At 59.9% G+C, this 25,567-nt stretch carries 30 protein-coding genes; 13 read left to right on the top strand and 17 right to left on the bottom strand.

The genetic code is table 11. The annotated features are described in order from the left end of the window. Window positions 1-117 precede the first annotated feature (117 nt). The gene (locus KVG95_RS13810) at window positions 118-783 is read left to right on the top strand and encodes an FKBP-type peptidyl-prolyl cis-trans isomerase (RefSeq protein ID WP_217856830.1); all 666 of its coding nucleotides are present in this window, start codon (window positions 118-120) and stop codon (window positions 781-783) included. A gap of 63 nt (window positions 784-846) precedes the next feature. Here KVG95_RS13810 and KVG95_RS13815 read toward each other — a convergent pair whose 3' ends face one another. From KVG95_RS13815 to KVG95_RS13845, 7 genes are all read right to left on the bottom strand, one after another. Continuing rightward, entirely contained in the window at window positions 847-1,305 is a 459-nt protein-coding gene (locus tag KVG95_RS13815) for an Rsd/AlgQ family anti-sigma factor (protein WP_007899333.1), read from the bottom strand. A 179-nt stretch (window positions 1,306-1,484) separates the two neighbouring features. Further along, on the bottom strand, window positions 1,485-2,036 hold the full coding sequence (locus tag KVG95_RS13820) for a disulfide bond formation protein B (RefSeq protein WP_052964532.1): 552 nt from the start codon (window positions 2,034-2,036) through the stop codon (window positions 1,485-1,487). A gap of 242 nt (window positions 2,037-2,278) precedes the next feature. After that, window positions 2,279-3,517, bottom strand: a complete 1,239-nt coding sequence (locus tag KVG95_RS13825; protein ID WP_217856831.1) for a heme biosynthesis HemY N-terminal domain-containing protein — start codon at window positions 3,515-3,517, stop codon at window positions 2,279-2,281. Beyond that, window positions 3,514-4,668 carry a uroporphyrinogen-III C-methyltransferase gene (locus tag KVG95_RS13830; RefSeq protein WP_217856832.1) on the bottom strand — a complete coding sequence of 385 codons (1,155 nt, stop codon included), beginning with the start codon at window positions 4,666-4,668 and terminating at the stop codon, window positions 3,514-3,516. The genes KVG95_RS13825 and KVG95_RS13830 overlap by 4 nt, the downstream gene beginning before the upstream one ends. Window positions 4,669-4,684: 16 nt before the next feature. After that, window positions 4,685-5,452: a uroporphyrinogen-III synthase gene (locus KVG95_RS13835; RefSeq protein ID WP_217856833.1), complete on the bottom strand. Its 768-nt coding sequence runs from the start codon at window positions 5,450-5,452 to the stop codon at window positions 4,685-4,687. Beyond that, window positions 5,449-6,390 carry a hydroxymethylbilane synthase gene (gene hemC / locus KVG95_RS13840; RefSeq protein WP_217856834.1) on the bottom strand — a complete coding sequence of 314 codons (942 nt, stop codon included), beginning with the start codon at window positions 6,388-6,390 and terminating at the stop codon, window positions 5,449-5,451. Before hemC ends, KVG95_RS13835 begins: the two co-directional genes overlap by 4 nt. A 136-nt stretch (window positions 6,391-6,526) precedes the next feature. Further along, window positions 6,527-7,273, bottom strand: a complete 747-nt coding sequence (locus tag KVG95_RS13845; protein WP_007899317.1) for a LytR/AlgR family response regulator transcription factor — start codon at window positions 7,271-7,273, stop codon at window positions 6,527-6,529. A gap of 461 nt (window positions 7,274-7,734) precedes the next feature. On the opposite strand from KVG95_RS13845, the gene argH reads away from it, so the two are divergent. Next, window positions 7,735-9,129: an argininosuccinate lyase gene (gene argH, locus KVG95_RS13850; RefSeq protein ID WP_050682213.1), complete on the top strand. Its 1,395-nt coding sequence runs from the start codon at window positions 7,735-7,737 to the stop codon at window positions 9,127-9,129. A 93-nt stretch (window positions 9,130-9,222) separates the two neighbouring features. On the opposite strand, the gene KVG95_RS13855 is transcribed toward argH, so the two are convergent. Next, complete coding sequence (locus tag KVG95_RS13855) at window positions 9,223-9,882, bottom strand: glutathione S-transferase family protein (protein ID WP_217856835.1); 660 nt, start codon at window positions 9,880-9,882, stop codon at window positions 9,223-9,225. Window positions 9,883-10,007: 125 nt separating this feature from the next. Between KVG95_RS13855 and KVG95_RS13860 the strand changes: the two genes are divergently transcribed. The 3 genes from KVG95_RS13860 to KVG95_RS13870 all read left to right on the top strand — a co-directional run bounded on the left by KVG95_RS13860 (window position 10,008) and on the right by KVG95_RS13870 (window position 13,888). Then, on the top strand, window positions 10,008-10,292 hold the full coding sequence (locus KVG95_RS13860; RefSeq protein WP_052964526.1) for a hypothetical protein: 285 nt from the start codon (window positions 10,008-10,010) through the stop codon (window positions 10,290-10,292). Window positions 10,293-10,601: 309 nt separating this feature from the next. After that, window positions 10,602-10,847, top strand: a complete 246-nt coding sequence (locus tag KVG95_RS13865; protein WP_007894898.1) for a TIGR02647 family protein — start codon at window positions 10,602-10,604, stop codon at window positions 10,845-10,847. Between the two features lie 194 nt (window positions 10,848-11,041). Next, window positions 11,042-13,888, top strand: coding sequence for a class I adenylate cyclase (locus KVG95_RS13870; RefSeq protein ID WP_217856836.1), 2,847 nt, complete (start codon window positions 11,042-11,044; stop codon window positions 13,886-13,888). A 7-nt stretch (window positions 13,889-13,895) separates the two neighbouring features. Here KVG95_RS13870 and rnk read toward each other — a convergent pair whose 3' ends face one another. The 3 genes from rnk to cyaY form a co-directional block, all read right to left on the bottom strand. Continuing rightward, window positions 13,896-14,306, bottom strand: a complete 411-nt coding sequence (gene rnk / locus KVG95_RS13875; protein WP_034147684.1) for a nucleoside diphosphate kinase regulator — start codon at window positions 14,304-14,306, stop codon at window positions 13,896-13,898. A gap of 304 nt (window positions 14,307-14,610) precedes the next feature. Further along, complete coding sequence (locus tag KVG95_RS13880) at window positions 14,611-14,829, bottom strand: DUF1289 domain-containing protein (protein WP_052964523.1); 219 nt, start codon at window positions 14,827-14,829, stop codon at window positions 14,611-14,613. Between the two features lie 4 nt (window positions 14,830-14,833). Then, window positions 14,834-15,166, bottom strand: a complete 333-nt coding sequence (gene cyaY / locus KVG95_RS13885; protein WP_217856837.1) for an iron donor protein CyaY — start codon at window positions 15,164-15,166, stop codon at window positions 14,834-14,836. A 315-nt stretch (window positions 15,167-15,481) separates the two neighbouring features. On the opposite strand from cyaY, the gene lptM reads away from it, so the two are divergent. The 6 genes from lptM to KVG95_RS13915 are packed head-to-tail and all read left to right on the top strand — an operon-like array spanning window position 15,482 to window position 20,089. Next, the gene (lptM, locus tag KVG95_RS13890) at window positions 15,482-15,655 is read left to right on the top strand and encodes an LPS translocon maturation chaperone LptM (RefSeq protein WP_123720251.1); all 174 of its coding nucleotides are present in this window, start codon (window positions 15,482-15,484) and stop codon (window positions 15,653-15,655) included. Window positions 15,656-15,664: 9 nt separating this feature from the next. Continuing rightward, complete coding sequence (lysA, locus tag KVG95_RS13895) at window positions 15,665-16,912, top strand: diaminopimelate decarboxylase (RefSeq protein WP_217856838.1); 1,248 nt, start codon at window positions 15,665-15,667, stop codon at window positions 16,910-16,912. Window positions 16,913-16,916: 4 nt separating this feature from the next. After that, window positions 16,917-17,747: a diaminopimelate epimerase gene (gene dapF / locus KVG95_RS13900; protein WP_217856839.1), complete on the top strand. Its 831-nt coding sequence runs from the start codon at window positions 16,917-16,919 to the stop codon at window positions 17,745-17,747. A gap of 13 nt (window positions 17,748-17,760) precedes the next feature. Then, a complete protein-coding gene (locus KVG95_RS13905) occupies window positions 17,761-18,486 on the top strand; it encodes a DUF484 family protein (RefSeq protein ID WP_217856840.1) in 726 nt (241 codons plus the stop codon). Between the two features lie 2 nt (window positions 18,487-18,488). After that, on the top strand, window positions 18,489-19,388 hold the full coding sequence (xerC, locus tag KVG95_RS13910) for a tyrosine recombinase XerC (RefSeq protein WP_217856841.1): 900 nt from the start codon (window positions 18,489-18,491) through the stop codon (window positions 19,386-19,388). Beyond that, window positions 19,385-20,089 (top strand): HAD family hydrolase, encoded by a 705-nt coding sequence (locus tag KVG95_RS13915; protein WP_217856842.1) that lies wholly within the window; start codon window positions 19,385-19,387, stop codon window positions 20,087-20,089. The genes xerC and KVG95_RS13915 overlap by 4 nt, the downstream gene beginning before the upstream one ends. Before the next feature lie 198 nt (window positions 20,090-20,287). On the opposite strand, the gene sutA is transcribed toward KVG95_RS13915, so the two are convergent. The 4 genes from sutA to glnK form a co-directional block, all read right to left on the bottom strand. Further along, a complete protein-coding gene (sutA, locus tag KVG95_RS13920) occupies window positions 20,288-20,611 on the bottom strand; it encodes a dormancy-specific transcriptional regulator SutA (protein ID WP_030129119.1) in 324 nt (107 codons plus the stop codon). 104 nt (window positions 20,612-20,715) lie between these two features. Beyond that, window positions 20,716-21,141: a secondary thiamine-phosphate synthase enzyme YjbQ gene (locus tag KVG95_RS13925; RefSeq protein ID WP_217856843.1), complete on the bottom strand. Its 426-nt coding sequence runs from the start codon at window positions 21,139-21,141 to the stop codon at window positions 20,716-20,718. Between the two features lie 214 nt (window positions 21,142-21,355). Continuing rightward, window positions 21,356-22,693: an ammonium transporter gene (locus tag KVG95_RS13930; protein WP_217856844.1), complete on the bottom strand. Its 1,338-nt coding sequence runs from the start codon at window positions 22,691-22,693 to the stop codon at window positions 21,356-21,358. 35 nt (window positions 22,694-22,728) lie between these two features. Continuing rightward, the gene (gene glnK, locus KVG95_RS13935) at window positions 22,729-23,067 is read right to left on the bottom strand and encodes a P-II family nitrogen regulator (RefSeq protein ID WP_002555808.1); all 339 of its coding nucleotides are present in this window, start codon (window positions 23,065-23,067) and stop codon (window positions 22,729-22,731) included. 415 nt (window positions 23,068-23,482) lie between these two features. Here glnK and KVG95_RS13940 point away from each other — a divergent pair, with 415 nt between their 5' ends. Both KVG95_RS13940 and KVG95_RS13945 read left to right on the top strand, forming a co-directional pair. Next, entirely contained in the window at window positions 23,483-23,743 is a 261-nt protein-coding gene (locus KVG95_RS13940; protein ID WP_008007559.1) for an accessory factor UbiK family protein, read from the top strand. A 450-nt stretch (window positions 23,744-24,193) separates the two neighbouring features. Next, window positions 24,194-24,721 carry a BRO-N domain-containing protein gene (locus KVG95_RS13945; protein ID WP_217856845.1) on the top strand — a complete coding sequence of 176 codons (528 nt, stop codon included), beginning with the start codon at window positions 24,194-24,196 and terminating at the stop codon, window positions 24,719-24,721. Between the two features lie 52 nt (window positions 24,722-24,773). Here the strand turns inward: KVG95_RS13945 and KVG95_RS13950 are convergent, their stop codons facing one another. Both KVG95_RS13950 and KVG95_RS13955 read right to left on the bottom strand, forming a co-directional pair. Beyond that, entirely contained in the window at window positions 24,774-25,079 is a 306-nt protein-coding gene (locus KVG95_RS13950) for a HigA family addiction module antitoxin (protein ID WP_030129123.1), read from the bottom strand. 8 nt (window positions 25,080-25,087) lie between these two features. Next, a complete protein-coding gene (locus tag KVG95_RS13955) occupies window positions 25,088-25,366 on the bottom strand; it encodes a type II toxin-antitoxin system RelE/ParE family toxin (protein ID WP_123499512.1) in 279 nt (92 codons plus the stop codon). Window positions 25,367-25,567: the final 201 nt, after the last annotated feature.

Genomic DNA, 25,567 nt, shown 5'->3' on the forward strand with positions numbered 1-25,567 from the left:
TATCTAAAGCACTCCGTTGCAACGAATCAAAAAAGTTCTGCGCTTAGGTAAAACCAGTTCACCTTCGAGCGCATTCGCACTGGCATAATCCTGCGCATCTCAGGTCGGAGAGTGCCCATGTCGCGCTACTTTTTTTTATCGCTGTGCGTGTTTTTTTCCGTGGCCCAGGCCGCCGAAAAAAACGCCGCAAATGACGCTCACGATCTCGCTTACAGCTTGGGTGCAAGCCTTGGCGAACGCTTGCGCCAGGAAGTTCCGGACCTGCAACTTCAGGCCCTGCTCGAAGGTTTGCAACAAGCCTATCAGGGCAAGCCTCTGGCACTGAAAGATGAGCGGATCGAACAGATTCTGGCTGAGCATGAAGCCCGGGTTGCCATGCAATCGCCTGTGCCGCAAAGCGAATTGGCTTTAGAAAACGAGAGACGTTTTCTCGCCGAGGAAAAAGCCAAACCCGGCGTTCGCGAACTGACAGATGGAATATTGCTGACAGAGTTGGCGCCGGGCACCGGTGCCAAGGCCGGTCCAAATGGCAAGGTCCAGGTGCTGTATGTCGGACGCCTGCCTGACGGCTCGGTGTTCGACCAGAACAGCCAGCCGCAGTGGTTCAGTCTTGATAGCGTAATCAGCGGATGGCGCAGTGCGCTGCAAAACATGCCGGTCGGTGCGAAATGGCGCCTGGTGATTCCATCGGCCCAAGCCTACGGTGCCGACGGTGCCGGCGACCTGATCGCGCCATTCACGCCGCTGGTATTCGAGGTCGAATTGCGTGGTGCTACAAGCTGAAAGCCGGAAACGAAAAACGGCGCGCATTGGCGCACCGTTTTTGAGGGTGTTGCTGGATAAGGTTCAGGCCTGAACCGAATCCTCTTCTTTGTGAGCGGTGTGCAGCACTTCGATCAGGCAGTCTTCCAGTTCGAAGCGTTCGTGCAACAAGCCACCCAGCTCCTTGAATTTCTCCGCGACACACTTGCCGGCATCACACAGGTCGTTGAACGCCAGCAGCTTCTCGGTGATGACGTCGATGCGCGGGTAAATTGTCTCGGCCAATTCCAGACCGCGAGTATCACCGAACGCCTTGGCTTCGCCCGTCAGCTGTTCGTAAATCTCGAAATGCCCGGCAGACACGTAGTCGACCAGCACGCCGCAGAATTCCTGCAACGGTTTTCGGTTCTCGCCCAGAGCTTCGGGCTTGGCGCCGAGAGCGTCATAGGCCCGAACCAGTTCGTGACGCTCCTGCAACCAGCGATCGATCAGCAGATGCACTCCACCCCAACGTTCCTGAGCATTCTGACAACTTTCGAGCATGGTGATTCTCTCTTCCCTTGTGGGTCATGCTGCTCTACACCTGTCGCACACTTGAAGATCAAGAATCGACCAGGCAGAGCGTCATTCGAGCAACATAAATCCAATGACACGTGCGGGCCAGATTATGCCCGCGCGCCTATGGCTTCAAGGTACGCAGGAGATAAAGTTCATACAAGTGTTTAATCGCCCGCCAGTACCCGGTGCGACGACTCGCCGCTGAGCGGTCGCTGACACGCGATCCAGACAAGGCGCAGCAACTGATGCCCGCCCAGAATCATCATCGCAACGAAGAACAGCAGACTCCACTCCGGGATACTCAGGTCGAACAGCGTCCAGGAAATTTCCGCGCAATCGGCGGTTCCTTTGAACATTCGCTGCACGACACACAGCCAGGGCGTACTGGCGAACAGATCGGCCAGGTCAGTCGAGCACGCCGATAGCTGATGCACCGGATCGCTCTGCAACACCACCTGCCGCCATGCAGTGATGGTCCCCGCCAGACTGCAGAGCAGACCCAGAAGCCAATACAGGAACGACCCGAAGCGGCCAGGCCCCTGCACTGAAGCCACCAGGCAGACACCCGTGAGCAGCGCCAGGCAAACCCGCTGCAACAGGCACAACCCGCAAGGCTTGAGGCCGACCGCATATTCCAGGTAATAGGAAACGCCCAAGGCCAGGGCACCTGCAATGAAAACCATGAAAAACAAGGAGCGTGAGCAGGCCAAAGACATGGCTTTTCCGTAACAGTAGAGACAGGCGGTTACGGTAGAGGAAAGCGCAGCAGCCTTTCAAGGCAGACCACCACGGACACTTCACCAGAAGTGTAGGGAATTCCCGACAGGGTCGAGAGGATTTGATGTAGTCCTCTGTAGGACTTTGCCGGCAAAGGACTACAACGCTGAAACAGTGGCGGATTCGAAGCGATTCCCGCCCCTGTAGCAGCTGGCGCAGCCTGCTGCTACAGGGGCAGGAATCAGGCGTGAGCCGGCACCGGCAGCGGTGCCGCCAGCAAGCGTTCATCAAGCAGACCCAAGCCCTCCTGGAACAGCTGATTACTGCGTGCGGTGTCACCCAGTTGCGCCAGCAACCGCGCCAGTTCGGCGCAGGCTTCAGGGTTGCGCTGTACACGCAGGCTGCTCTCCAGATAATCCCTGGCCTTGCCCCACAGACTGCTTTGCAGACACAAACGGCCCAACGTCAGCAACAGGCTCGGGTCGGCGGGATGATCCTTGAGCCAACCCTCGGCGGTGTGCAGTTGCCTGGCCGGATCGCTGCCGCGAACCAGCCCGTACAGGCGTGCCAGATGGCTGTCGTATTTGCGCTTGAGGGCTGCACGCAGGACCTCCTCGGCCTCGACCTGCGCCCCCAGTTGCCGCAATTGCTCGGCATAGGCCAGCACCAGTTGCGGTTCCTGGCGCTGAGCGGCGGTGAGTTGCTGCCAGGCGCGATTGAGCGATTGCAAACCGACCGTTCCGTCCTCTTCCCGGTGTGCCGCCAACGAAAGATTTTCACCCCAGGCCCGGCGCTCCAGCTCAGCCAGTTCGGCCGGTGGCAATACCTTGTCCTTGCGTAACTCCGGCAACAAGCGAATCACTGCCGACCAGTCGCCCCGCTGCTGAAGCAGGCGTTGCAACTGGCGCAAGGTCTGGACGTTATGAGGATGACGCTCGTGCATGGCTTGCAGGGTCACCAGCGCGCCTTCAGTGTCGCCGCGATCAGTCTGCAATTGGGCATGGTTCAAGGCAATTGCCAGCTCGGCCTGGGGCTGCCGCTCGAGGGCGCGCTCCAGCAGGTTGTCGCTTTCCTCGTAGTGACCTTGTTCGTTCGCGGCGCGGGCGGCACCGAGGTAGTAGAGCAACGGCTGCCGCTCGGCTTCCGCTGCGCGATACAGATGACGCTGCGCACTGGCCCAACGGCCCTCGGCCAAATCCAGCTGACCGTGCTCGATCGCTACTTGCACCCGCCGACTGCGATTGCGCCGTGACCATGGATTGACCACTCCACCGGAAGTCGTCACCAGCTCGATCAACGCCTTGATGCCCCAGAACACCAGCCACAGCACGACCACCAGAGCCAGGGTTGCCCACAGGCTCGATTCGTAACGGAAGCTCTTGTAGGCGATCAGCACGTAGCCGGAATGCTCGGCAATCGCCAATCCCAGCGCGGCGGCGGCAGCGATGACCACGAACACGATCACATAGAGGCGCTTCATGGCGTGGCCTCCTGCATCGTGCTCGCGGCAGGTTTGGCCAGAGGTTTCACCGACTCCTCGGCGTTGACGTTGCGCCGCTCAAGATAGGCCTGCACCGAACTCAACGTGCCCGTCAGATCTGGCGTGACCACCGTGACCGGCTGCTTGCTCAACTCGACCACCTGCTCGAGCATGATTTTGCTCTGAGGGTTGTCCGGGTTGAAGTTGCCCTTGAGCACGTCCCGCGCCTCGGCCAGCGCCTGGGTGTAAACCGCGGCCTGGCCATTGAGCGCGGCCCATTGCGCCTGCTCCAGCGCCAGGCTCAGGGCCAGACGCACCTGGCTCAGGCTCTGCCCTGCCAACAACGGCCGGACATTCTTGTCGGCGTTGAAATCGATGCGGATATAACGCGAGATCTGATCCCACCATTGTGCCCAGCGACTGGCACCGTCGCCATCGGCGGTCAGGCCCAGCAGGGATTCGCCACGGTCCTTGTACTCAGGCGCCAGCTCGGTGAGGTTGATCACCTGGTCGCGCAAGGCCCCCAGTCGCAGGAACAACCCAGTGCGATCCGGCTGTTCGGTACTGCGCAGGGCTACCAGGGTTTTGGCCACTTGCTCGCGAGCGGCGAAAGCCCCCGGGTCGTTCTGTTCACGGAGAATTTCATCGGCGCCTTGCACCAGGGCCTGGGCGCTGCTGATGTCCTGCAACGCCGACAGACGCAGGCTGGCCAGACGCAGCAAGTGCTCGGCTTCAGCCAGACGCCAGTCCTTGCGGCTCGCGCCGAGGACGGTTTCCAGGCGTTGATTCAAGCGTTGCTGATCGCCTTGAAGTTGAGTGACCAAGCGGCTGCGCGCGTCGAGTTCCTCGGCGGCCGGCATTTGCTCAAGGCGAGCCGTCAGGCGTTGCTCGTTGAGCTTCAGGCTCTGGGCCTGATCGTTCAGCGCCTGAACCTGACTCAACTGTTGCTGGTTATTGGCTTGCAGGTGACGCACCTGCCAGACTCCCCAACCGCCCACGGCAACACCGGCAGCGCCTAACAGCAGCGCGACGATTGCCAACCCATTGCCTCGGCGCTGCTCAACAGCAGGTGGCGCAGTTTCAACCGGTGCATCAGCCGGTGCATCAAGCACGGGCCGGACGTCATCTTTAGGCAAGGCTGTTTCGCTCACGTATCCATCCTTTGCATTAGAAAACGGGCACGGGGTGTTCCCGTAACGCCGCCAGCAATGCCGCGGCACTGGCGCCACGACAATCCACAACTGTTTGGGCCCCGGCGGCGCGTGCCAACTCGGCGACCCTGGGGCTTGGAACAAACAACGGCAGCCGCACCATGCTCGGCCAGGTATCGCCAGCCAATCGGTGCAGGTGCTCAAAACCCTGTCCACTGCTGACCACCAGCCCGTTCAAGCGTTCCGCCTTGATCCGGTCAGGCAGCGTTGCCGACGGGTACTGCGGCAAACCGCGTCGGTACAACTCCAGATACTCGACACTAGCACCAAGCTCGCGTAAACGCTCAGCCAGCAGCTCACGCCCACCCTCTCCGCGCATGATCAGCACTCGCGGATCGGGTCGAATGACAGCCTCGCGCAACGACGCAAGCTCCAGCAAGGCTTCGCTGTCGTCGCCGTCGACCGGGAAGCTCACATCCAGCCCGTTATCCTCGAGGATCTGCGCGGTCGCCGCGCCCACGCTGAACCACTTCAGAATCGGTGGCTGCGGCCAGTACTGATTGAGCAGATCGACAGCGACTCTGGCGGCCGGCTTGCTGACCACGATCACCGCGCAATAGCCATCCAGGTTCTGAATCACTTCGCGCATTGTGTCAGAGGCGGGAATCGGCTCGATATCCAAAAGCGGCAAGCTGCTGCTGAAAACCCCCGCGTCGGCCAGCACACGGGCAAGCGCCACCGATTCATCCGCAGGGCGCGTCAGCAACAGGCGCCAGCCAGTCACTCGTGACCTGCCTCGCCATAGACTGCTTTCAGAATGTCCGCAGCGCCCTGGCTCAGCAGGTCTTCGGCCACTTGCACACCCAAAGCCTCGGCATCAGCCCGTGGCGCCCGGGCCTCGGCGCTGAGCAACAGGCCACCGCTCGGATCACCCACCAACCCACGCAACCAGATCTGCTCGCCTTCAAGCACGGCGTAGCAAGCGATCGGCACCTGGCAGCCGCCATTCAAATGTTTGTTGAGAGCACGTTCGGCAGTCACACGAATGGCCGTGTCCTGATGATGCAGCGGCGCCAGTAGCGCGTGGATTTCAGTGTCGGCGCTACGGCATTCGATACCGACTGCGCCTTGGCCACCGGCCGGCAGACTGTCTTCGACACTGATGGCCGAAGTGATGCGGTCTTCGAAGCCCAGGCGAATCAAACCCGCTGCGGCGAGGATGATGGCGTCGTATTCGCCGGCATTGAGCTTGGCCAGGCGAGTGTTGACGTTACCGCGCAGGAAGCGGATTTCCAGGTCCGGGCGGCGGGCCAACAATTGCGCCTGGCGACGCAGGCTGGAGGTGCCGACGATGCTGCCTGGCGGTAACTCATCCAGGCTGGCGTATGTGTTGGAGACAAATGCATCGCGCGGGTCTTCGCGCTCGCAGATGCAGAACAGACCGAGGCCTTCGGGGAAGTCCATCGGCACGTCTTTCATGGAATGCACGGCGATGTCGGCTGCGTTTTCCAGCAGCGCGGTTTCCAGTTCCTTGACGAACAGGCCCTTGCCGCCGATTTTCGACAGCGGCGAATCGAGCAGCTTGTCGCCTCGACTGACCATGGGAACCAGCGTCACGAGCAGGCCCGGATGGGCCTCTCCCAGACGAGCCTTGACGTATTCGGCCTGCCACAGGGCGAGAGCACTTTTGCGGGTGGCGATGCGGATTTCGCGAGAGGACATGGATCAATCCGTACTGAATAGATACGGCAGATAATAACAGCTCAGCCAAATCCACTTTGACTTGTATCAGAAACTGCGTGGCCTCCCTGGCCCTCAATGTCCGGTAATAGGGTAGAAATCCGCCCTGAATGGCGGATTAAAGCTGTTGCATCATTTTGCGCACGCCGGCCACATGGCGCCGACTGACGATCAGGGCATCGCCGTTCAGGCCTTTGAGAAACAGCTGGAAATGCCCCAGGGGCGTGCGTTGCAACCGCTCGATGCGTTCGCGAGCAACCAGTGCATTGCGGTGGATCCGCACGAAACGGTCGCCAAATTCGTCTTCGAGGGCCTTGAGTGGTTCGTCGAGCAGCACTTCACCGCCTTCATGACGCAAGGTGACGTACTTGTGGTCGGCAATGAAGTAGACCACCTGACCCAACGGAATCAGCTCGATGCCTTTTCGGGTGCGGGCGCTGATGTGGCTGCGCGGACCGCTACCGGTTTCGGCCGCCGGGCGAGTCAAGGCCGCGAGTTGGACACGATTGGGTCGCTCGGCTTTCTTTAATGCTTCGTGTAACTGTTCTGTGCGCACTGGCTTCACCAGATAACCCACGGCGCTGGCCTGTAGGGCTTCCACGGCAAATTCATCGGGCCCGGTGCAGAACACCACGGCGGGCGGGGTTTCGCGTTCGCACAATCGTGCAGCCACTTGCAGGCCATCGAGGCCCGGCATGCGAATATCGAGCAGCACGATATCCGGTTTGTGACTGTCGATCAGTGCCAACGCCTCTTCGCCGTTCGTGGCGCTGGGCTCCAGGACATTGTATCCCTCGAGTTCGCCAACCATTCGGCTCAGGCGCTCGCGGGCCAGGGGTTCGTCATCAACGATCAGGACATTCATATTGCGCTGGATTCCTGCGTGAGTCTCGCACAAGGATAGCGTAGACAGGTGAAGTGACGTCCGTCACCGCGATCCACGCTAAGACTAGCGCGAGGGCCAAAAAGTGCCGCGAGACCGACGGCTAAATTTTTATCTGCCGCGTGACTGGCGGCCCAGGCCCGCACTGGCGAGGCATCGCCGTAGGGTTTGCTGATACACAATATGAACACCCCTCTTCTCTCTATAGTCAGCTGCAGCATCGAGAAGTGCGCTGATCCTCTGTCCAACTGTAGACGGTTGCCGGGACGATATTGCTCAATTGAAAAATATCGTTGCGCAATTTCCGTATCGCTTGCTGCAAGCAGGGGTCGCCCGATGAGAAAAAAACCTGTCGACCAGTGTCAGCGACAGGATTGGCAACCCTGTTATTATCCGCATCAGCGTTTCACGCCATCTTTCTTCAAGCCGATACGAGCGAATTCATGAGCACTGACAAGACCAATCAGTCCTGGGGCGGCCGCTTCAGTGAACCCGTCGACGCCTTCGTCGCCCGCTTCACCGCCTCCGTCACCTTCGACCAGCGCCTGTATCGCCACGACATCATGGGCTCGATCGCCCACGCCAGCATGCTGGCCAAGGTCGGCGTGCTGACCGATGCCGAGCGCGACAGCATCATCGATGGCCTGAAAACCATCCAGGGTGAAATCGAGGCCGGCCAGTTCGACTGGCGCATCGACCTTGAAGACGTGCACATGAACATCGAGGCGCGTCTGACCGACCGCATCGGCGTCACCGGTAAAAAGCTGCACACCGGCCGCAGCCGTAACGACCAGGTCGCCACCGACATCCGCCTGTGGCTGCGTGACGAGATCGACCTGATCCTCAGCGAAATCACCCGCCTGCAACAAGGCTTGCTGGAGCAGGCCGAGCGCGAAGCCGCCAGCATCATGCCAGGCTTCACTCACCTGCAAACCGCGCAGCCGGTGACCTTCGGGCATCACATGCTGGCCTGGTTCGAAATGCTCAGCCGCGACTACGAGCGTCTGGTCGACTGCCGCAAGCGCACCAACCGCATGCCGCTGGGCAGCGCCGCACTGGCCGGCACCACTTACCCGATCGATCGCGAGTACACCGCTCAACTGCTGGGCTTCGACGCTGTCGGCGGTAACTCCCTGGACAACGTGTCCGATCGCGACTTCGCCATCGAGTTCTGCTCGGCCGCGAGCATCGCGATGATGCACTTGTCGCGTTTCTCCGAAGAGCTGGTGTTGTGGACTAGCGCGCAGTTCCAGTTCATCGATCTGCCGGACCGTTTCTGCACCGGCAGCTCGATCATGCCGCAAAAGAAAAACCCGGACGTCCCGGAGCTGGTTCGCGGCAAGACTGGCCGGGTATTCGGCGCGCTGATGGGCCTGCTGACCCTGATGAAAGGCCAGCCACTGGCCTACAACAAGGACAACCAGGAAGACAAGGAGCCGCTGTTCGACGCCGCCGACACCCTGCGCGATTCGCTGCGGGCCTTTGCCGACATGATCCCGGCGATCAAGCCCAAGCACGCGATGATGCGCGAAGCGGCTCTGCGCGGTTTCTCCACCGCCACCGACCTGGCTGACTATCTGGTGCGCCGTGGCCTGCCGTTCCGTGATTGCCACGAGATCGTTGGCCATGCCGTGAAGTACGGCGTGGAAAGCGGCAAGGACCTGGCGGAAATGAGCCTGGAAGAACTGCGCAAGTTCAGCGACCAGATCGAGCAGGACGTATTTGCCGTGCTGACCCTGGAAGGCTCGGTGAATGCCCGCGACCACATCGGCGGGACTGCGCCGGCGCAGGTCAAGAAGGCTGTTGCTCGCGGTCAGGCATTGCTCGCCAGCCGTTAAAAGCTTCGCGGGCAAGCCTCGCGCCTACAGGGACTGTGTTTGTCCTGTAGCGCGAGGCTTGCCCGCGAAGGCATTCTCAAGATCGTTACACGTCTACTTTTTGGACGCGACCATCTCCAGAAACGCTGGCATCGCCGCGTCCTTGTCCTTTGCGATCCGCTGCACATGCGGATTCTGCTCCAGACGCTCCAGCAGCGCCCTGGCCGCCGGCATCTCGGCCAACAGATCGATATCAAACAGCTTCTGCGCCACGGCACGCGCCAACGGCACGCTGTAGAGGAAATACAGGTCGGCCACGCTCAGGCTGTCACCCGCCACATAAGGGGCGAACTTGCCGTGCCTGCCCAGCGAGGCAAACCCCAGCAGTAACTCAGCCTTGGTCTTTTCCTGGATAGCGTCCGGTACCGTCATGCCGAAAAACGCCGCGGGGTAACAGGCGCGTCCTGGCAGTTCGATGTACAGCTCGATTTCCTTGGCCAAAGCCAGGGCCTGCGCTCGCTCGTAAGGATCGCTCGGCAGCAGCGGCGTGCCTTTCTGGCTCTGCTCGAGGTACTCGAGAATCACGCTGGATTCATTGATGAAACCTTGTTCGACGCCCAGCACTGGAACCTTTCCACGAGGGCTGATGGCTAGCGCCTCGGGGGTAGTGCCTGGGTAAAACGGCACTTCTTCAAATGGCAGTCCCTTCTCCAGCAACGCCAGCTTGACCATGTTGTAGTAGTTGCTGACGCAAAATCCATAAAGCTTGAGCATTACTTAGCCTCCAGGCCGTGCAGGGGGTTGGCAGCGCCAGTTATAGAACGCCGGGGCACTTCTTGCCAGCAGCATCACAGCGCTGAATGCAGGTAAACTGGCTGCCTTTCCTTGAGGAGCCTGCCATGAGCGAGCCAAACGATATCGACAACGATGAAGAAGAGTTCACTGAAACGACGCTGATCGAAGCGATCGAGAACCAGATCGAAAGCGATAACCCGCCAGCAGCCAAGGCGACCTTCAACAAGCTGACCCTGGTAGGCTACGAGCGTGAAGAAATCCTCAGCCTGATGGCCCACGTGCTCGCGGTGGAAATCGACGCGATCCTCGAAGAAGACCGCGCGTTCAATACCGAATGGTACGAAGCTGCGCTGCGCGCTCTGCCAGAGTTGCCGCCGGAAAAGAAATAAGCCAGCCCTGTCACGGGGCTTTTGTGGCGAGGGAGCTTGCACCCGTTCGGCTGCGTAGCAGTCGCAAAGCTTTTGGGGCCGCTTCGTGACCCAACGGGAGCAAGCCCCCTCGCCACAGACAAGCCCTTTCGCCATAGAAGCCCGCCTCCACATAGATTGTCACCAATCAATACCGCCTTCCCCCAGACGCTGACTAAACTGGAAACCACCCCAAGGCGAAAAAACCCTGTTACGAGCACTGGACATGCTGCGCGAGTGGGATCACCTTAGGAGCGCTATCGTCCAATTCCTAGAAAGTCTGGAGTCCTTATGTCGCTTACCCCTGAGTTGGTTGCCGAACTGGAAATCCTCGCCCTCTTCAACCTGGACAGTTCCCAGGAAGGTTTGAAAATTCATCAGACCGCTGCCCCGAAAGCCATTGCCGCTGCCCAAAGACTGTTCGACAAAGAATTGATCACCCAGCCCGATGGCGGTTATCTGACCAGCCTGGGGCGTGACGCTGCACAAAATGTGCAAACCGTTCTAACCATTCTGTCCGTGCGCGAAACAGCCTGAGCCTCACCGCATCGCCCACGGAAACCTCTGTCACGGGATTTCCGCGGGCACACTTTGGTGCCCGCTGTCGCCCTGCGATAGGAACCTGACGCCAGAAATACAAAATCAGCTTAAAAGTCCCGGGGCCGAGGCGCTAAACTGCCCCTCATCCCGAGCCCTCCACGTCCGAGCCCCGCGAGCCGGATTGAGCTGACATGACCCGTACCCATGAAATCCGCCCCGATCTGGACGAGGGAATCGACCGCAAGGTTCTCAGCCAGCTGCGCGCCCGTTTTCTGAAGCTCAACGAGGGTCGCATGGCCCGTGCCATGGAAGGGTTGTCGACCCGCCAGCAAACGGTTCTGACCCTGCTGCCGCTGTTTTTCCACGTTAATCATCCGCTATTGCCGGGTTACGTTTCGGGTAGCACCCCGGCCGGGCTGTCGAATTTCGAACCAGACGCCAACGCCCTCGCAGAAGCCCAGCGCCTGACGCGCTCGTTTTCCTACAAGCCGCGCCACGGCAGCAATCCGCCACGACCGATTCACGGTCTGTTCCTGATGGGTAGCCTCGGCACCTTGGCCCAAGCCGATCAGAGCGACATGGACGTATGGGTCTGTCACGGGCCGGACTTGAGCGAAAGCGAGCTCACAGAGCTGCGCAAGAAATGCCAGTTGCTTGAGATATGGGCCGCCAGCCAGGGTGCCGAGGCGCATTTCTTTCTGATCGACCCTGCTCGCTTCGTGCTCGGCGAGCGCGATACCCAACTGAGTTCAGAAGACTGCGGCACCACCCAGCACTATCTGCTGCTGGACGAGTTCTACCGCACCGCGATCTGGCTGGCCGGCCGCACACCCATCTGGTGGCTGGTGCCGGTTTACGAAGAGGCGGCGTATGACCGCTACACCCACACGCTGTTATCCAAGCGCTTCATCCGTGCCGACGAGACTCTGGACCTGGGGCATCTTTCGTATATCCCGCCAGGGGAGTTCATCGGTGCCGGGCTCTGGCAGTTGTTCAAAGGCATCGAGTCACCCTACAAATCGGTGCTCAAACTGCTGCTGACCGAGGTCTACGCCAGCGAACACCCCAAGGTCCAGTGCCTGAGCCTGCGCTTCAAGCAGGCGGTGTTTGCCAATCAACTGGACCTCGATGAACTGGATCCATACGTCGTGGTTTACCGGCGCATCGAGGAGTACCTCACGGCCCGGGGCGAACCGGAACGACTGGAGCTGGTACGCCGCGCGCTGTACTTGAAGGTCAACCGCAAGCTCACTGGCAGCAGCAGTCGTACCCAGAGCTGGCAGCGTTCATTGCTCGAACGCCTGGCCAACGAATGGCATTGGGATCAGCGTCAGCTCGCATTGCTCGACAGCCGCAGCCAGTGGAAAGTCCGCCAGGTCAGCGCCGAACGCCGAGCCCTGGTGGGCGAGCTGAATTACAGCTACCGCTTCCTGACGCAGTTTGCCCGCAATGAGCAGACCGTCAGCCTGATCAACAAGCGCGACCTCAATGTGCTGGGCCGGCGGCTGTATGCGGCCTTCGAGCGCAAGGCCGACAAGGTCGAATTCATCAACCCTGGCATCGCTCCCGATCTGGCCGAAGACACCCTGACGCTGGTGCAGGCACCCAACAAGAAAGAACCGGGGCAAACCCAATGGGGTTTGTACAACGGCAGCCTGGCCGCCCACGAGTGGGAGCATTTCGCGCCGATCAAGCGCAGCCGTCAGTTACTGGAACTGCTCACCTGGTGCCACCGCAACGGCGTGATCGACAGCAGCACCCGCCTGGCCCTGCACCCCGGCACCAGCGACTTGAGCGAGTTCGAACTGTTCAACCTGCTCGGCAGCCTGCAACAAAGCATCGCCCTGCCTTTGACTACTGTCTCCGAAGAGCCTTTGCTGCGCGCCAGTGTGCCGAGCGAAGTACTGATTCTGGTGAATGTCGGCATCGATCCGCTCAAGCACCATCGCGACCTGAATATTCTGATGACTACCGAACGCACCGATTCCCTGAGCTATGCCGGCGTGCGGGAAAACCTGGTGCTGACCCTGGATCAGGTCACGCTCAACAGCTGGAACGAGGTGCTGGTCAGCCGATTTGATGGCCCCCACGCCCTGCTCGACTGCCTGCGCGATTACCTCAACAACCTGCCGGACGGGCCACAACAGCCCAAACTGCGGGTGCGTTGTTTCTGCCACAACCGCGCGCAATTCATTGCCCGGCGGGTCGAAGAAATCCTCGACACCGCGCACAACCTGCTACTGAGCAAACTCAATCATCGTTACCTGATTCAGGTCCAGCAGCATTACCACGTGCTGGAGCTGATGCCCGGGCAGGTCAATCACGTCGCCCTCGCCACCCTGCCGGCGCTGTTCGACTACCTCGGCGAAGAACTAGCCAGCTACAGCCCGTTTCATCTGGACCCGATGGCACTGGAAGACCACGATCTGGCGTTGATCCTGCCCATGGGGCAACCCGACTGCGTTCAGGTGTTCTACCGGATCAACGAACACCAGGCCGATGTGTATGTATTGGATGAATTCAATGCCCTGTGGCAGCAGCGTTTGCCTTATCACGACGAGCAAAGCCTGTTGGTGCCGCTGCAACGCTTCCTGCAATCGATCCAGTACCGGCGCGATGCCTTGCTGCCGATGGACGCAGCCCAGCCACTGAGCCTGGACACTTTGTATTACCAGTTGTTGCCTTCAGGTACCGCACGGGCGCGTCGGGTCGAAGCCCTGCCGGCGCCGCAAACCCCGGTCAACAAACCGTTCTATGACGTGCAGGCGATCGTCGGCAAAGCCGCACCTGGACAGGTACAGGTCACGTTGTATTGCAATCAGCGGGAGTTTTCAGAGCTGGAATATGGCGACCAATTGTTCAGTGTAGTCGCCCGGGAAATCGTCGAGCAGCGCCGCGAGGCCGAACGATATCGCTGCTACATCACCGACCTGGACCTGTCGGGCCTGCTCGGTGATGGTCAGGGTTCAAGCCAGCTGTATCTGCGCTACAAGGCCGACCTGGAGCGCGCACTGAACGAGGCACTCGAGCAGGTCTGAAGGGATGTTATTCCGGGAAGTCGCCGCCATGAGCAGGCTGCGATTCAACTTCCAGCAGGGTCAGTTTGAGGGTCTTGCCGCCTGGTGCCGGCCAGTCGATGTGCTGGCCAACCTTCAGACCGAGCAAAGCACTGCCCACCGGCGCCAGAATGGAAATCCGGCCTTCGTCGGCGTTGGCATCCTTGGGGTAAACCAACGTCAGGTGATAGTCCTTGCCGCTGCTCTCTTCACGGCAATGCACACGGGAATTCATGGTCACGACATCGGCGGGCACTTCATCGTGACCGACCAGAGTATCGGCGCGATCCAGTTCGGTTTGCAGCGCGATAACGCCCGGCAGCGTGTCATCCAGGCTGTCGATCAGGCGCTCCAGACGTTGTACGTCCAGACGGGTAAGGGTGATGGAAGGTGCGGTCATGATCAGGGCAGACTCCTTTCTTCTGCACGAAAAAAGCAAAACCCCGCCAGAAAAAGGCGGGGTTTTCACGAGCCTCGATGGGTTGAGGCGTCTCTGGACACTATCACAGCTCAATAAATATACAAGTCAGGCCGCTGAACGCCCTCTTTAGGGTTGGCGAGTAACTTTGTGGCGAGGGGGCTTGTCGGAACGCCGCACCGCCCCGTTCGGCTGCGCAGCAGTCGTTAGCTTTTTGGGGCCGCTTCGCGACCCAGCGGGGGCAAGCCCCCTCGCCACAGGTAAGCATCGCTACCCAATAGAGTGATCAGATCGCAGATTTTCGCTGAACAGCCTGCGCACAAATCACCCGCCGCCGCTCATCATCCGCCGAGCGCCATTCGCGAATATCTTCAACATGGCGGAAACACCCCAGGCAGACCTTCTGTTCATCCAGCCGACACACACCGCTGCACGGCGAAGGCACCGCCGGGCTGACATTGCTGTAAAGCGGTTTGGGCGGACGAACGGGCGCAGGCTGGGTCACGATCTCACAGACCTTCGAAATCGAGTTCGACATCGGCTTGCTGCTTGACGATGCGCTCAAGCATCTCACCGAGCTGCTCTTCACTCTTGTCACACATCCAGCGCTCGCTTTCTGCGTCGTAATCAAAGTGGAAGCCGCCGGATACCGCCGCCAGCCACAGCTGACGCAATGGCTCCTGGCGACTAAAGATCAGCGCGGTGCCGTTTTCGAATTTGACGGTGAGCACACCGGCCGAGCTCTCCAGATCGATATCCAGGCCACTCTCGTCGAAAATATCCTCCAGCGACTGCTGGGTTGCATCGACCAGGTCGTGGAAACGGGCTTCAGTCAAACTCATTGCGGGAACCTCAAAAAGTGTCTACTCACGCTCAAGCGCCGCAAGATACGGGCGAGCCCCGGTGATTGCAAAGGATAACGACCCATGGCGATCACGAAACCTGTGGGAGCGAGCCTGCTCGCGAAGAGGTCATCATATTCAACATCAATGATGACTGACACTACGCCTTCGCGAGCAGGCTCGCTCCCACAATGGAATGCACCTGGCTGGCCGGCATCAGGCAAAGGCCCGCCGGACGGGAGGCGCGTCGCATAGGCAAGCTGCCGGGTGGCCGGTATACTCCGGCGCAATTAACGCATTTTCAAGGATTTCGCCATGAAGCGCCTGATCTCTTCCCTTGCTGCGCTCGTCGCGGTTGCCTGTCTTGTGTCGGCCTGTGGTCAAAAAGGCCCGCTGTACCTGCCTGATGAGAACCAGGATCCTGCCGAGCAGGCCAAGTCCTCGCAACAGCAGCCTGCCTCCAAGGCACACAAGCACGACGTCTACTAAGGGAACGCTATGGACGCTTTTAACTACCGTGACGGTGAGCTGTTCGCGGAAGGTGTTGCACTGTCCGCCATCGCCGAACGCTTTGGTACACCGACCTACGTCTACTCCCGTGCCCACATCGAAGCCCAATACCTGGCTTACGCCGATGCGCTGGCCGGCATGCCGCACCTGGTCTGCTTTGCGGTCAAGGCCAACTCCAACCTGGGTGTACTGAATGTCCTGGCGCGTTTGGGCGCCGGTTTCGACATCGTTTCCCGTGGCGAACTGGAACGCGTACTGGCCGCTGGCGGCACTGCTGACAAGATCGTGTTCTCCGGTGTCGGCAAGACCCGTGACGACATGCGTCGGGCGCTGGAAGTCGGCGTGCATTGCTTCAACGTCGAGTCCACCGATGAGCTCGAACGCCTGCAAGTGGTGGCCGCCGAGCTGGGCGTTCGCGCGCCGATCTCGTTGCGCGTGAACCCGGACGTCGATGCCGGCACTCACCCGTACATCTCCACCGGTCTGAAGGAAAACAAGTTCGGCATCGCCATCGCCGACGCCGAAGACGTGTACATCCGCGCCGCGCAACTGCCTAACCTGGAAGTGGTCGGCGTCGATTGCCATATCGGTTCGCAACTGACCACCCTGCCGCCATTCATCGACGCCCTCGACCGCCTGCTGGGCCTGGTCGACCGCCTCGGCGATTGCGGCATCTACCTGCGCCACATCGATCTCGGTGGTGGTTTGGGCGTGCGTTATCGTGATGAAGAGCCGCCATTGGCTGCCGACTACATCAAAGCCGTGCGCGAGCGTCTCGACGGTCGTGACCTGGCGCTGGTGTTCGAGCCGGGCCGTTTCATCGTCGCCAACGCCGGCGTGCTGCTGACCCAGGTCGAGTACCTCAAGCACACCGAACACAAAGACTTCGCCATCGTCGACGCGGCGATGAACGACCTGATCCGTCCGGCGCTGTATCAAGCCTGGATGGACGTCACCGCCGTGCGCCCGCGTACCAGCGCCGCTCGCGCCTACGACATCGTCGGCCCGATCTGCGAAACCGGCGACTTCCTGGCCAAGGATCGTCAACTGGCGCTGGAAGAAGGCGACCTGCTGGCCGTGCATTCGGCCGGTGCCTATGGGTTTGTCATGAGTTCCAACTACAACACCCGTGGCCGCGCCGCTGAAGTGTTGGTGGACGGTGATCAGGCATTCGAAGTGCGTCGCCGTGAGACGGTAGCCGAGTTGTTTGCTGGCGAAAGCCTGCTGCCGGAGTAAAACCATGCTGCTGCGTTTTACCAAGATGCACGGCCTGGGCAATGACTTCATGGTTCTCGACCTGGTCAGCCAGCACGCGCACATCCTGCCAAAACACGCCAAGCAATGGGGCGATCGGCACACGGGGATCGGTTTCGATCAGTTGCTGATCGTCGAAGCGCCCAGCAACCCGGACGTGGATTTCCGCTACCGAATCTTCAACGCCGACGGCTCCGAAGTGGAACAGTGCGGCAACGGTGCGCGCTGTTTCGCCCGCTTCGTGCTCGACAAGCGCCTGACCGCCAAGCGGTTGATTCGCGTCGAGACCAAAAGCGGCATCATCGAACTGGACATCCGCAGCGATGGCCAGATCAGCGTCAACATGGGCGCCCCGCGCCTGGTACCGGCCGAGATTCCGTTCGAAGCCCCGAGCCAGGCCCTGAGCTATCAGGTAGACGTCGACGGCACCACGGTCGAACTGGCCGCAGTGTCCATGGGCAACCCCCATGCCGTGTTGCGGGTCAGCGACATCAACAACGCACCGGTGCATGAACTGGGACCGAAAATCGAACATCACCCGCGCTTCCCGGCGCGGGTCAATGTCGGTTTTCTCCAGGTCATCGACCGGAGCCGCGCGCAGTTGCGCGTCTGGGAACGCGGGGCCGGGGAAACCCAGGCATGCGGAACCGGCGCCTGTGCTGCTGCAGTGGCCGCGATCAGCCAGGGGTGGATGGATTCGCCGCTATTGATCGACCTGCCCGGCGGGCGTCTGTCCATTGAATGGGCAGGCCCTGGCCAACCGGTCATGATGACCGGCCCGGCAGTGCGCGTATACGAAGGACAAGTGCGTCTTTGAGTGAGCCAAATCCATGACCGACAAGCCTCAGGTTCCCGCCCTACAGCCCGACGAATCTCCTTCCGAAAGCCTTGAGGCGGCGGCGATTGCCGCGTACCTGGAGGCTCATCCGGATTTCTTCATCGAGCATGAAGAACTGCTGCCGGCCCTGCGCATTCCGCACCAGCGCGGCGACACCATTTCGCTGGTCGAACGCCAGATGACGATTCTGCGCGACCGCAATATCGAGATGCGCCACCGCCTCTCGCAATTGATGGACGTGGCCCGCGACAACGATCGACTCTTCGACAAGACCCGCCGCCTGATTCTCGCGCTGATGGACGCCACCAGCCTGGAAGATGTGGTGATCAGCGTTGAAGACAGTCTGCGGCAAGACTTCCAGGTGCCCTTCGTCAGCCTGATTCTGCTGGGCGACAACCCGATGCCGGTGGGCCGTTGGGTGACGCATGCCGACGCGCAAACGGCCATCGGCGGCTTGCTCTCGGAAGACAAGAGCGTCAGCGGCAGCCTGCGTGAGCATGAACTGGACTTCCTGTTCGGTGAAGAACAGCGCAAGCAAATTGGCTCCACCGCCGTCGTCGCCATCAGCCACCAGGGCATCCACGGCGTTCTGGCCATCGCCAGCCGTGATCCGCAGCACTACAAGAACTCGGTGGGCACGCTGTTCCTGAGTTACATCGCCGAAGTCATGGGCCGCGTGCTGCCACGGGTCAATAGCTCCCTGCGCTCGGTACGCTGACCATGGAACGACAACTGGGCGCTTACTGCGAACACCTGCGCAGTGAGCGGCAGGTGTCGCCGCACACACTGTACGCCTACCGCCGCGACCTCGACAAAGTGCTGGGCTGGTGTGTCAAACAGAACATCGACAGCTGGGCCGCGCTGGACATCCAGCGCCTGCGCAGCCTGATCGCTCGCCTGCATTCCCAAGGCCAATCATCCCGCAGTCTGGCGCGGCTGCTGTCGGCAGTGCGCGGGCTCTATCACTATCTGAACCGCGAAGGTCTGTGCGACCACGACCCGGCCAATGGCCTGGCACCGCCCAAGGGCGAACGTCGCCTGCCGAAGACCCTCGACACTGATCGCGCACTGCAACTGCTTGAGGGCGCGGTAGAGGATGATTTTCTGGCGCGTCGGGATCAGGCGATTCTGGAACTGTTCTATTCCTCTGGCCTGCGCCTCTCCGAACTGACCGGGCTCAATCTTGATCAGTTGGACCTGGCTGACGGCATGGTCCAGGTGCTCGGCAAGGGCAGCAAGACTCGACTGTTGCCAGTGGGCAAAAAGGCTCGCGAAGCGCTGGAGTTGTGGCTGCCGCTACGAGCCATGACCAACCCGGCGGACGACGCGGTGTTTGTCAGCCAGCAAGGCCGGCGCCTCGGCCCTCGGGCGATTCAGGTACGGGTCAAGGCCGCCGGCGAGCGCGAACTGGGGCAGAACCTGCACCCGCACATGTTGCGACACTCCTTCGCCAGCCATTTGCTGGAGTCCTCTCAGGACTTGCGCGCGGTGCAGGAGCTGCTCGGCCACTCGGACATCAAGACCACCCAGATCTATACCCACCTGGACTTCCAGCACCTGGCGACGGTCTACGACAGCGCCCATCCACGGGCCAAACGCATTAAAGGCGATGATTCATGACCCTCCAATTGATCACCTTCGACCTCGACGACACCCTGTGGGACACCGCCCCGGTGATCGTCAGCGCCGAAGCCATATTGCGTGAATGGCTGACCGAGCATGCACCGAACCTGGGCGCGGTGCCGGTGGAGCATCTGTGGTCGATTCGCGAGCGAGTGCTGAGCAACGAACCGAGCCTCAAGCATCGCATCAGTGCCCTGCGTCGGCGGGTGTTGTTCCATGCGCTGGAAGAAGCCGGTTATGGACACACCGAAGCGTTCGATCTTGCTGATCAGGGTTTCGAAGTGTTTCTGCATGCGCGGCATCAGTTGGAGATCTTCCCGGAGGTGCAACCGACCCTGGAAATTCTGGCCAATCACTATGCGCTTGGCGTGGTGACCAACGGCAATGCCGATGTGCGTCGATTGGGGCTGGCGGATTACTTCAAGTTTGCCCTGTGCGCCGAAGACATCGGCATCGCCAAGCCCGATGCACGACTGTTTCATGAAGCGCTGCAGCGGGGCGGCGCGACCGCCGAAACCGCAGTGCATATCGGCGACCATCCCGGCGATGACATTGCCGGCGCCCAGCAGGCGGGGTTGCGGGCAATCTGGTTTAACCCGGCGGGCAAGGTGTGGGAAGCCGAGAAGGCGCCGGATGCCGAGATTCGGAGCCTGAACGAATTGCCGGGGTTGTTGGCGCGGTGGAACGCCCAACACTGACTGAGTACACACATACCCCTGTGGGAGCGAGCCTGCTCGCGATAGCGGTGTGTCAGCCAACATCAATATTGAATGTGACGGCCTCATCGCGAGCAGGCTCGCTCCCACATTGGATCGTGTCGAACCCAAGACTTTTGTTCCGCCCATGAAAAAGCCCGCAGCGACGGCGGGCTTTTTCAGCAAGCAAGAAGCAGGCGCTTAGATAGGCCGGCTGCCGTACTTGTTATCAGGCTTCTTGGGAGGATCGGCGACCACATTGGCCTCCACTTCCTGCACCTTGCCGCCCCGTGCCAGAAACTCTTCCATGGCCTTGGCCAGGGCGTCGCGTTCCTTGTTCTTGGCTTCGACGCTCGGCAGCTCATCGACCGATACCGCAGCCTTGGCCTTGCCTTTGGCAGTCGGAACGGGCGTATCACCGCCGTCATCTTCAGCGACGTCTTCTGCCGCCGCTTCAAGGCCTTCTTCGGTTTCGTCTTCGTCGCCTACTTCGAGGTCGTCGTTTTCCAGATCATCGTCGCTCATGTTCTACCTCATGACTTGCGAAAAGCAGATTAGTTATAGCCCAGCTTTGCCGTCTGTCGACGGCTGCCGGAAAAAAATCAACCACCGCTGGTAACCAGCGGTTTTCATGCCCCTTCACCGTGCACGGTGGCGAGGACTTTACGGGCACCGCCGTGATCACGGTGCTCGCCCAGATAAACACCTTGCCAGGTCCCCAACGCCAGTCGGCCTGCCGAGATCGGCAAACAGAGCTGACAGCCAAGTACACTGGCCTTGAAGTGCGCCGGGAGGTCGTCCAGGCCTTCGTCGTTATGCTCATAGCCGTCTGTTCCTTGTGGGATCAGACGATTGAAAAATCGTTCGAAGTCGCGACGTACCGCCGGATCGGCGTTCTCGTTGATGGTCAACGACGCCGAGGTATGCTGTAGCCACAAATGCAACAGACCGACCCGACACGCCTTGAGTTCAGGCAAGCCGGCGAGTAATTCATCCGTTACCAGATGAAAGCCCCGGGGCCGTGCCCGCAGGGTAATCAGAGTCTGTTGCCACATACAGTTCTCCGCACGTTCGGGGCGCATTCTAGCGCGCTCTGTGAAAAAACAAAGGCCCTAATATTCCTTCAATCGTGTAAGCCATTGGCCGTAGAAAAACGCCCGTCGCAAACGCGACTGAACGTGTCAGAAAAAACCTTTCAGCCCTTCCTCCACTGACAAATTCCAGACAAAAAAATGCCCGGCAAGCCGGGCAATTTTTTTATGCGCGTGCTTACAAGTTGTAGCCGCGTTCGTTGTGGAGCGCCAGATCGATGCCGACAGCTTCTTCTTCCTCGGTGACACGCAGACCCATGACGGCGTCCAGGACCTTAAGGATGATGAAAGTGACGATCGCGGTGTAGATCACCGTGAAGCCCACGCCTTTGCACTGAATCCAGACTTGTGCACCAATGTCGGTCACTGTGCCGAAGCCACCAAGGGCCGGTGCCGCGAACACACCGGTCAGGATCGCGCCGAGGATACCGCCAATTCCGTGCACACCGAAGGCATCCAGGGAATCGTCATAACCGAGTTTGCGTTTCAGGGTGGTGGCGCAGAAGAAGCACACCACGCCCGCCGCCAGACCGATCACCAGCGCGCCCATCGGGCCCACGGTGCCGGCTGCCGGAGTGATTGCAACCAGACCGGCCACAACACCCGAAGCGATACCCAGTGCGCTTGGTTTGCCGTGGGTGATCCACTCGGCAAACATCCAGCCCAGCGCCGCAGCAGCGGTGGCAATCTGGGTGACCAGCATCGCCATGCCGGCGGTGCCATTAGCGGCGGCAGCAGAACCGGCGTTGAAGCCGAACCAGCCGACCCACAGCATCGCGGCGCCCATCAGGGTGTAGCCGAGGTTATGCGGAGCCATCGGGGTGGTCGGGAAACCTTTACGCTTGCCCAACACCAAGCAGGCAATCAGACCGGCCACACCGGCGTTGATGTGCACCACGGTGCCGCCGGCGAAGTCGAGTACGCCCCAGTCCCACATCAGGCCGCCGTTGCCGGACCAGACCATGTGCGCAATCGGTGCGTAAACCAGGGTGAACCAGATGCCCATGAAGATCAGCATGGCGGAGAACTTCATCCGCTCGGCGAAAGCACCGACAATCAACGCTGGGGTGATGATGGCGAAAGTCATCTGGAAGGTAATGAAGACCGCCTCGGGGAACAACGCCGCGGGGCCGGTCAGGCTCGAAGGCGTGACACCGGCGAGGAATGCCTTGCCCATGCCGCCGAAGAACGAGTTGAAGTTGACGACGCCCTGCTCCATGCCGGTGGTGTCGAACGCAATGCTGTAGCCATAAATGACCCACAGAATGCTGATCAGACCGGTAATGGCGAAGCACTGCATCATCACGGAAAGAATGTTTTTCGAGCGAACCATGCCGCCGTAGAACAGCGCGAGACCGGGAATGGTCATGAACAGCACAAGGGCTGTCGAGGTCATCATCCAGGCGGTATCGCCGGAATTGAGGACTGGGGCCGCCACTTCGTCTGCCGCCATGGCCAGGCCGGGCATTACGAGGGACAACAGGGCTCCTAGCCCTGCGAATTTACGCAGAGTCATATTGTTTTCTCCTGGGGCGTTGGGTTTGTGGCGGCTTAGATTGCGTCGGTATCGGTTTCGCCGGTACGGATGCGAATCGCCTGTTCCAGATTGACCACGAAGATCTTGCCGTCACCGATCTTGCCGGTGTTGGCGGCCTTGGTTATCGCCTCGATAACCCGGTCCAGATCCTTGTCGTCAATGGCGACATCGATCTTCACCTTGGGCAGAAAATCGACCACGTACTCCGCGCCGCGGTACAGCTCGGTGTGACCCTTCTGCCGACCGAAGCCTTTGACCTCAGTAACGGTAATGCCCTGCACGCCGATCTCGGACAGCGACTCGCGCACGTCGTCCAGTTTGAACGGCTTGATGATGGCAGTGACTAGCTTCATGAAAACTCTCTCCCGAATTGGTGGACTTGCCCCAGGAAAACAAACCCGACTCAAGTCTAAGCGCAGTGCCTGGCTTTGTAACGCATCGTCGGCCTACCTGCCCGTCCGACGCCAGCGAACCACTCCGCACGAAACTTCCCCCGTTCCGCTTGGCGCACTGCATTCGTCACAGCGACTGCATCAGTGCATGGGTCACCAGCGACTAAGCAGAAAGCTTGCCATCTATCCAAAACCCATTGATTTCAAGTGCTTGGCCGCTGCCGCAGACCCTTTCGCTCAATTGACGCAACAGTTACGCACAACAACAGTGCGCGGCCGTCCACCCATATGCGCGAAAAGCGTGCATCGCAGTCGCCGAGATTGACTATAGACACTGCGTGATACACTGCCCGCCATTGTTGACAGGACATTTCCCATGCTCGCGCCCAAAGACTTCCTCGACGCCCTGAGCGGCACCGCCTCCCGCCTCTTCAGCGGCGACACCCCACTGCCGAAAAGCGAAATCGAAAGCCAGTTCAAGGCTCTGTTGCAGAGCGGCTTCAGCAAGCTAGACCTGGTGAGCCGGGAAGAGTTTGATAGCCAGATGGTTGTGCTCGCGCGGACCCGCGCACGGTTGGAGAGCCTTGAAGCGAAAGTGGCGGAGCTGGAAGCGAAGCTCAATCCACCGACCGAGTAACCCCGCCGATCCCCTTTGACAATGGGGTCTATGTGGGAGCGAGCCTGCTCGCGATAGAGTCACCACGATGTTCCAGCAGCCCCTCGTTGGAACGACCACCTCTGTAGGAGCTGCCGAAGGCTGCGATCTTTTGATCTTAAGCCCCGCAAACATCCCGGCAACTTCCTACAAAGATCAGCACCGCCGTCCGATTGCGCCGTGAAGCCCCGGTTCTTAAGCTCACTTCTGCTGAATGTTCAGCACTGGGTTTGGCGACCCGGAAGCTTAAGGCGCACAACGACCATCCGATGGCGGGTTTATTTCCGCCATATCGAGTCATGGCGGCTGTGCGTGGGAGATCTTCGGGTCTGCCGGGTTCCTTTTGCTCCGGTTCGCCAACCCGCGTACAGCTGCCACCCAATCGTTTGGCGACGGTTGACGGCAGCCCCTTTAGCAAAAGGAGCTGTATCAATGAATAGCGATGACACTTACCTGACCCCCCACATCTTCACCCGCCACAAACTCCACCTCCACGCCCTCCTCCTGGAAAACCAACCCTGGTTCAGCGCCCGCGACCTCGGTCGATTGCTCAGGCTCTTCCTCGACGAACGAGCACTACGCAAACTCGATCCCGACCAGCACCAGAATCTGCAGACACTCATCCACGGCACCGTCGAAAACACACTGCTGATCAGCGAATCCGGTGTCTACGCATTACTGGTCTACCACTACTGCCCCGAATACCGAGGCCTGCGCGAATGGCTGACCCACGACGTGGTGCCGGCGCTCAGAGACGCCCAACAACCCACCTCAACAGAGCGCCCGATCCTGAGCCTGCTGAATTGGCCGGAAATGTCGTTGAGTTTGCTGCACTGGAATAACCAGCCGTGGATTCGATTGCAGGATGTTCCGCAGATCCTGCCAGATCGAGAACAGCCACAGCATTCGGTCAATGCGCCGTGGTGGAAACGTGCGTCGCGAATACTTCAGGCATTCTGAACGACACAAAAACCCCACGTTCGTAGCGTGGGGTTCGTTCAGGAGCAGAGGATCAAGCACAGTGCGGAAGACGCTCAACCTGATCCCGGATCGCAGCCCCTCGTTCGATCTCGGCTTTTCGCAAATCGTATGTCGATTGCAGGTTCAGCCAAAACTCGGGAGTCGTGTCCAGGCAGATAGATAGCCTTAGAGCCATATCGGCACTGACACCTCGACGCTGAAGCACGATGTCGTTCACCGTAGGCGTCGAAACGCTCAACGCTCTGGCCAAGGCCGCAGCCGTAAGGCTCAGAGGCTCCAGGTATTCCTCTTTGAGGATCTCGCCAGGATGAACCGGGCGCATACCATTCTTAGTCATTACTCACCTCAGTGATAATCGACGATTTCGACATTCTCTGGCCCGTTAAGACCCCAAACAAAGCAAATTCGCCATTGAGCGTTGATGCGGATGCTGTGCTGACCTTTTCGATCTCCTTCCAGCGCCTCCAATCGATTGCCTGGTGGTGATCGAAGGTCCATCAGCACGGCAGCAGCATCAAGCATCGTCAGCTTTCGTTCCACGACACTCAGAATGGCTGACCACATACGGGTCTTTCCGTTGCGAAACAGGTACTCGGTCTCAGAACACTTAAAGCTAACGATCATAATTTAAAGCTTAACGTTATGCATTAATCTTGAGTGTATAACCTGAATTCACTAATGCAAACGCGGTGTTGCGATTCTTGGCCCCCTCTCAAAACTTTAGGAAAAGGACTACCTGAGTCCTTCAGAAGGCTTTCGAAATCCAGCCGAGTCCTACAAAAACAAGCGCCAATTCCCATTGCATCAAAACCGTGTCTACCTCTT

It is taken from the genome of Pseudomonas farris (assembly GCF_019145235.1).
In the GTDB taxonomy this organism is placed as follows: Bacteria; Pseudomonadota; Gammaproteobacteria; order Pseudomonadales; family Pseudomonadaceae; genus Aquipseudomonas; species Aquipseudomonas farris.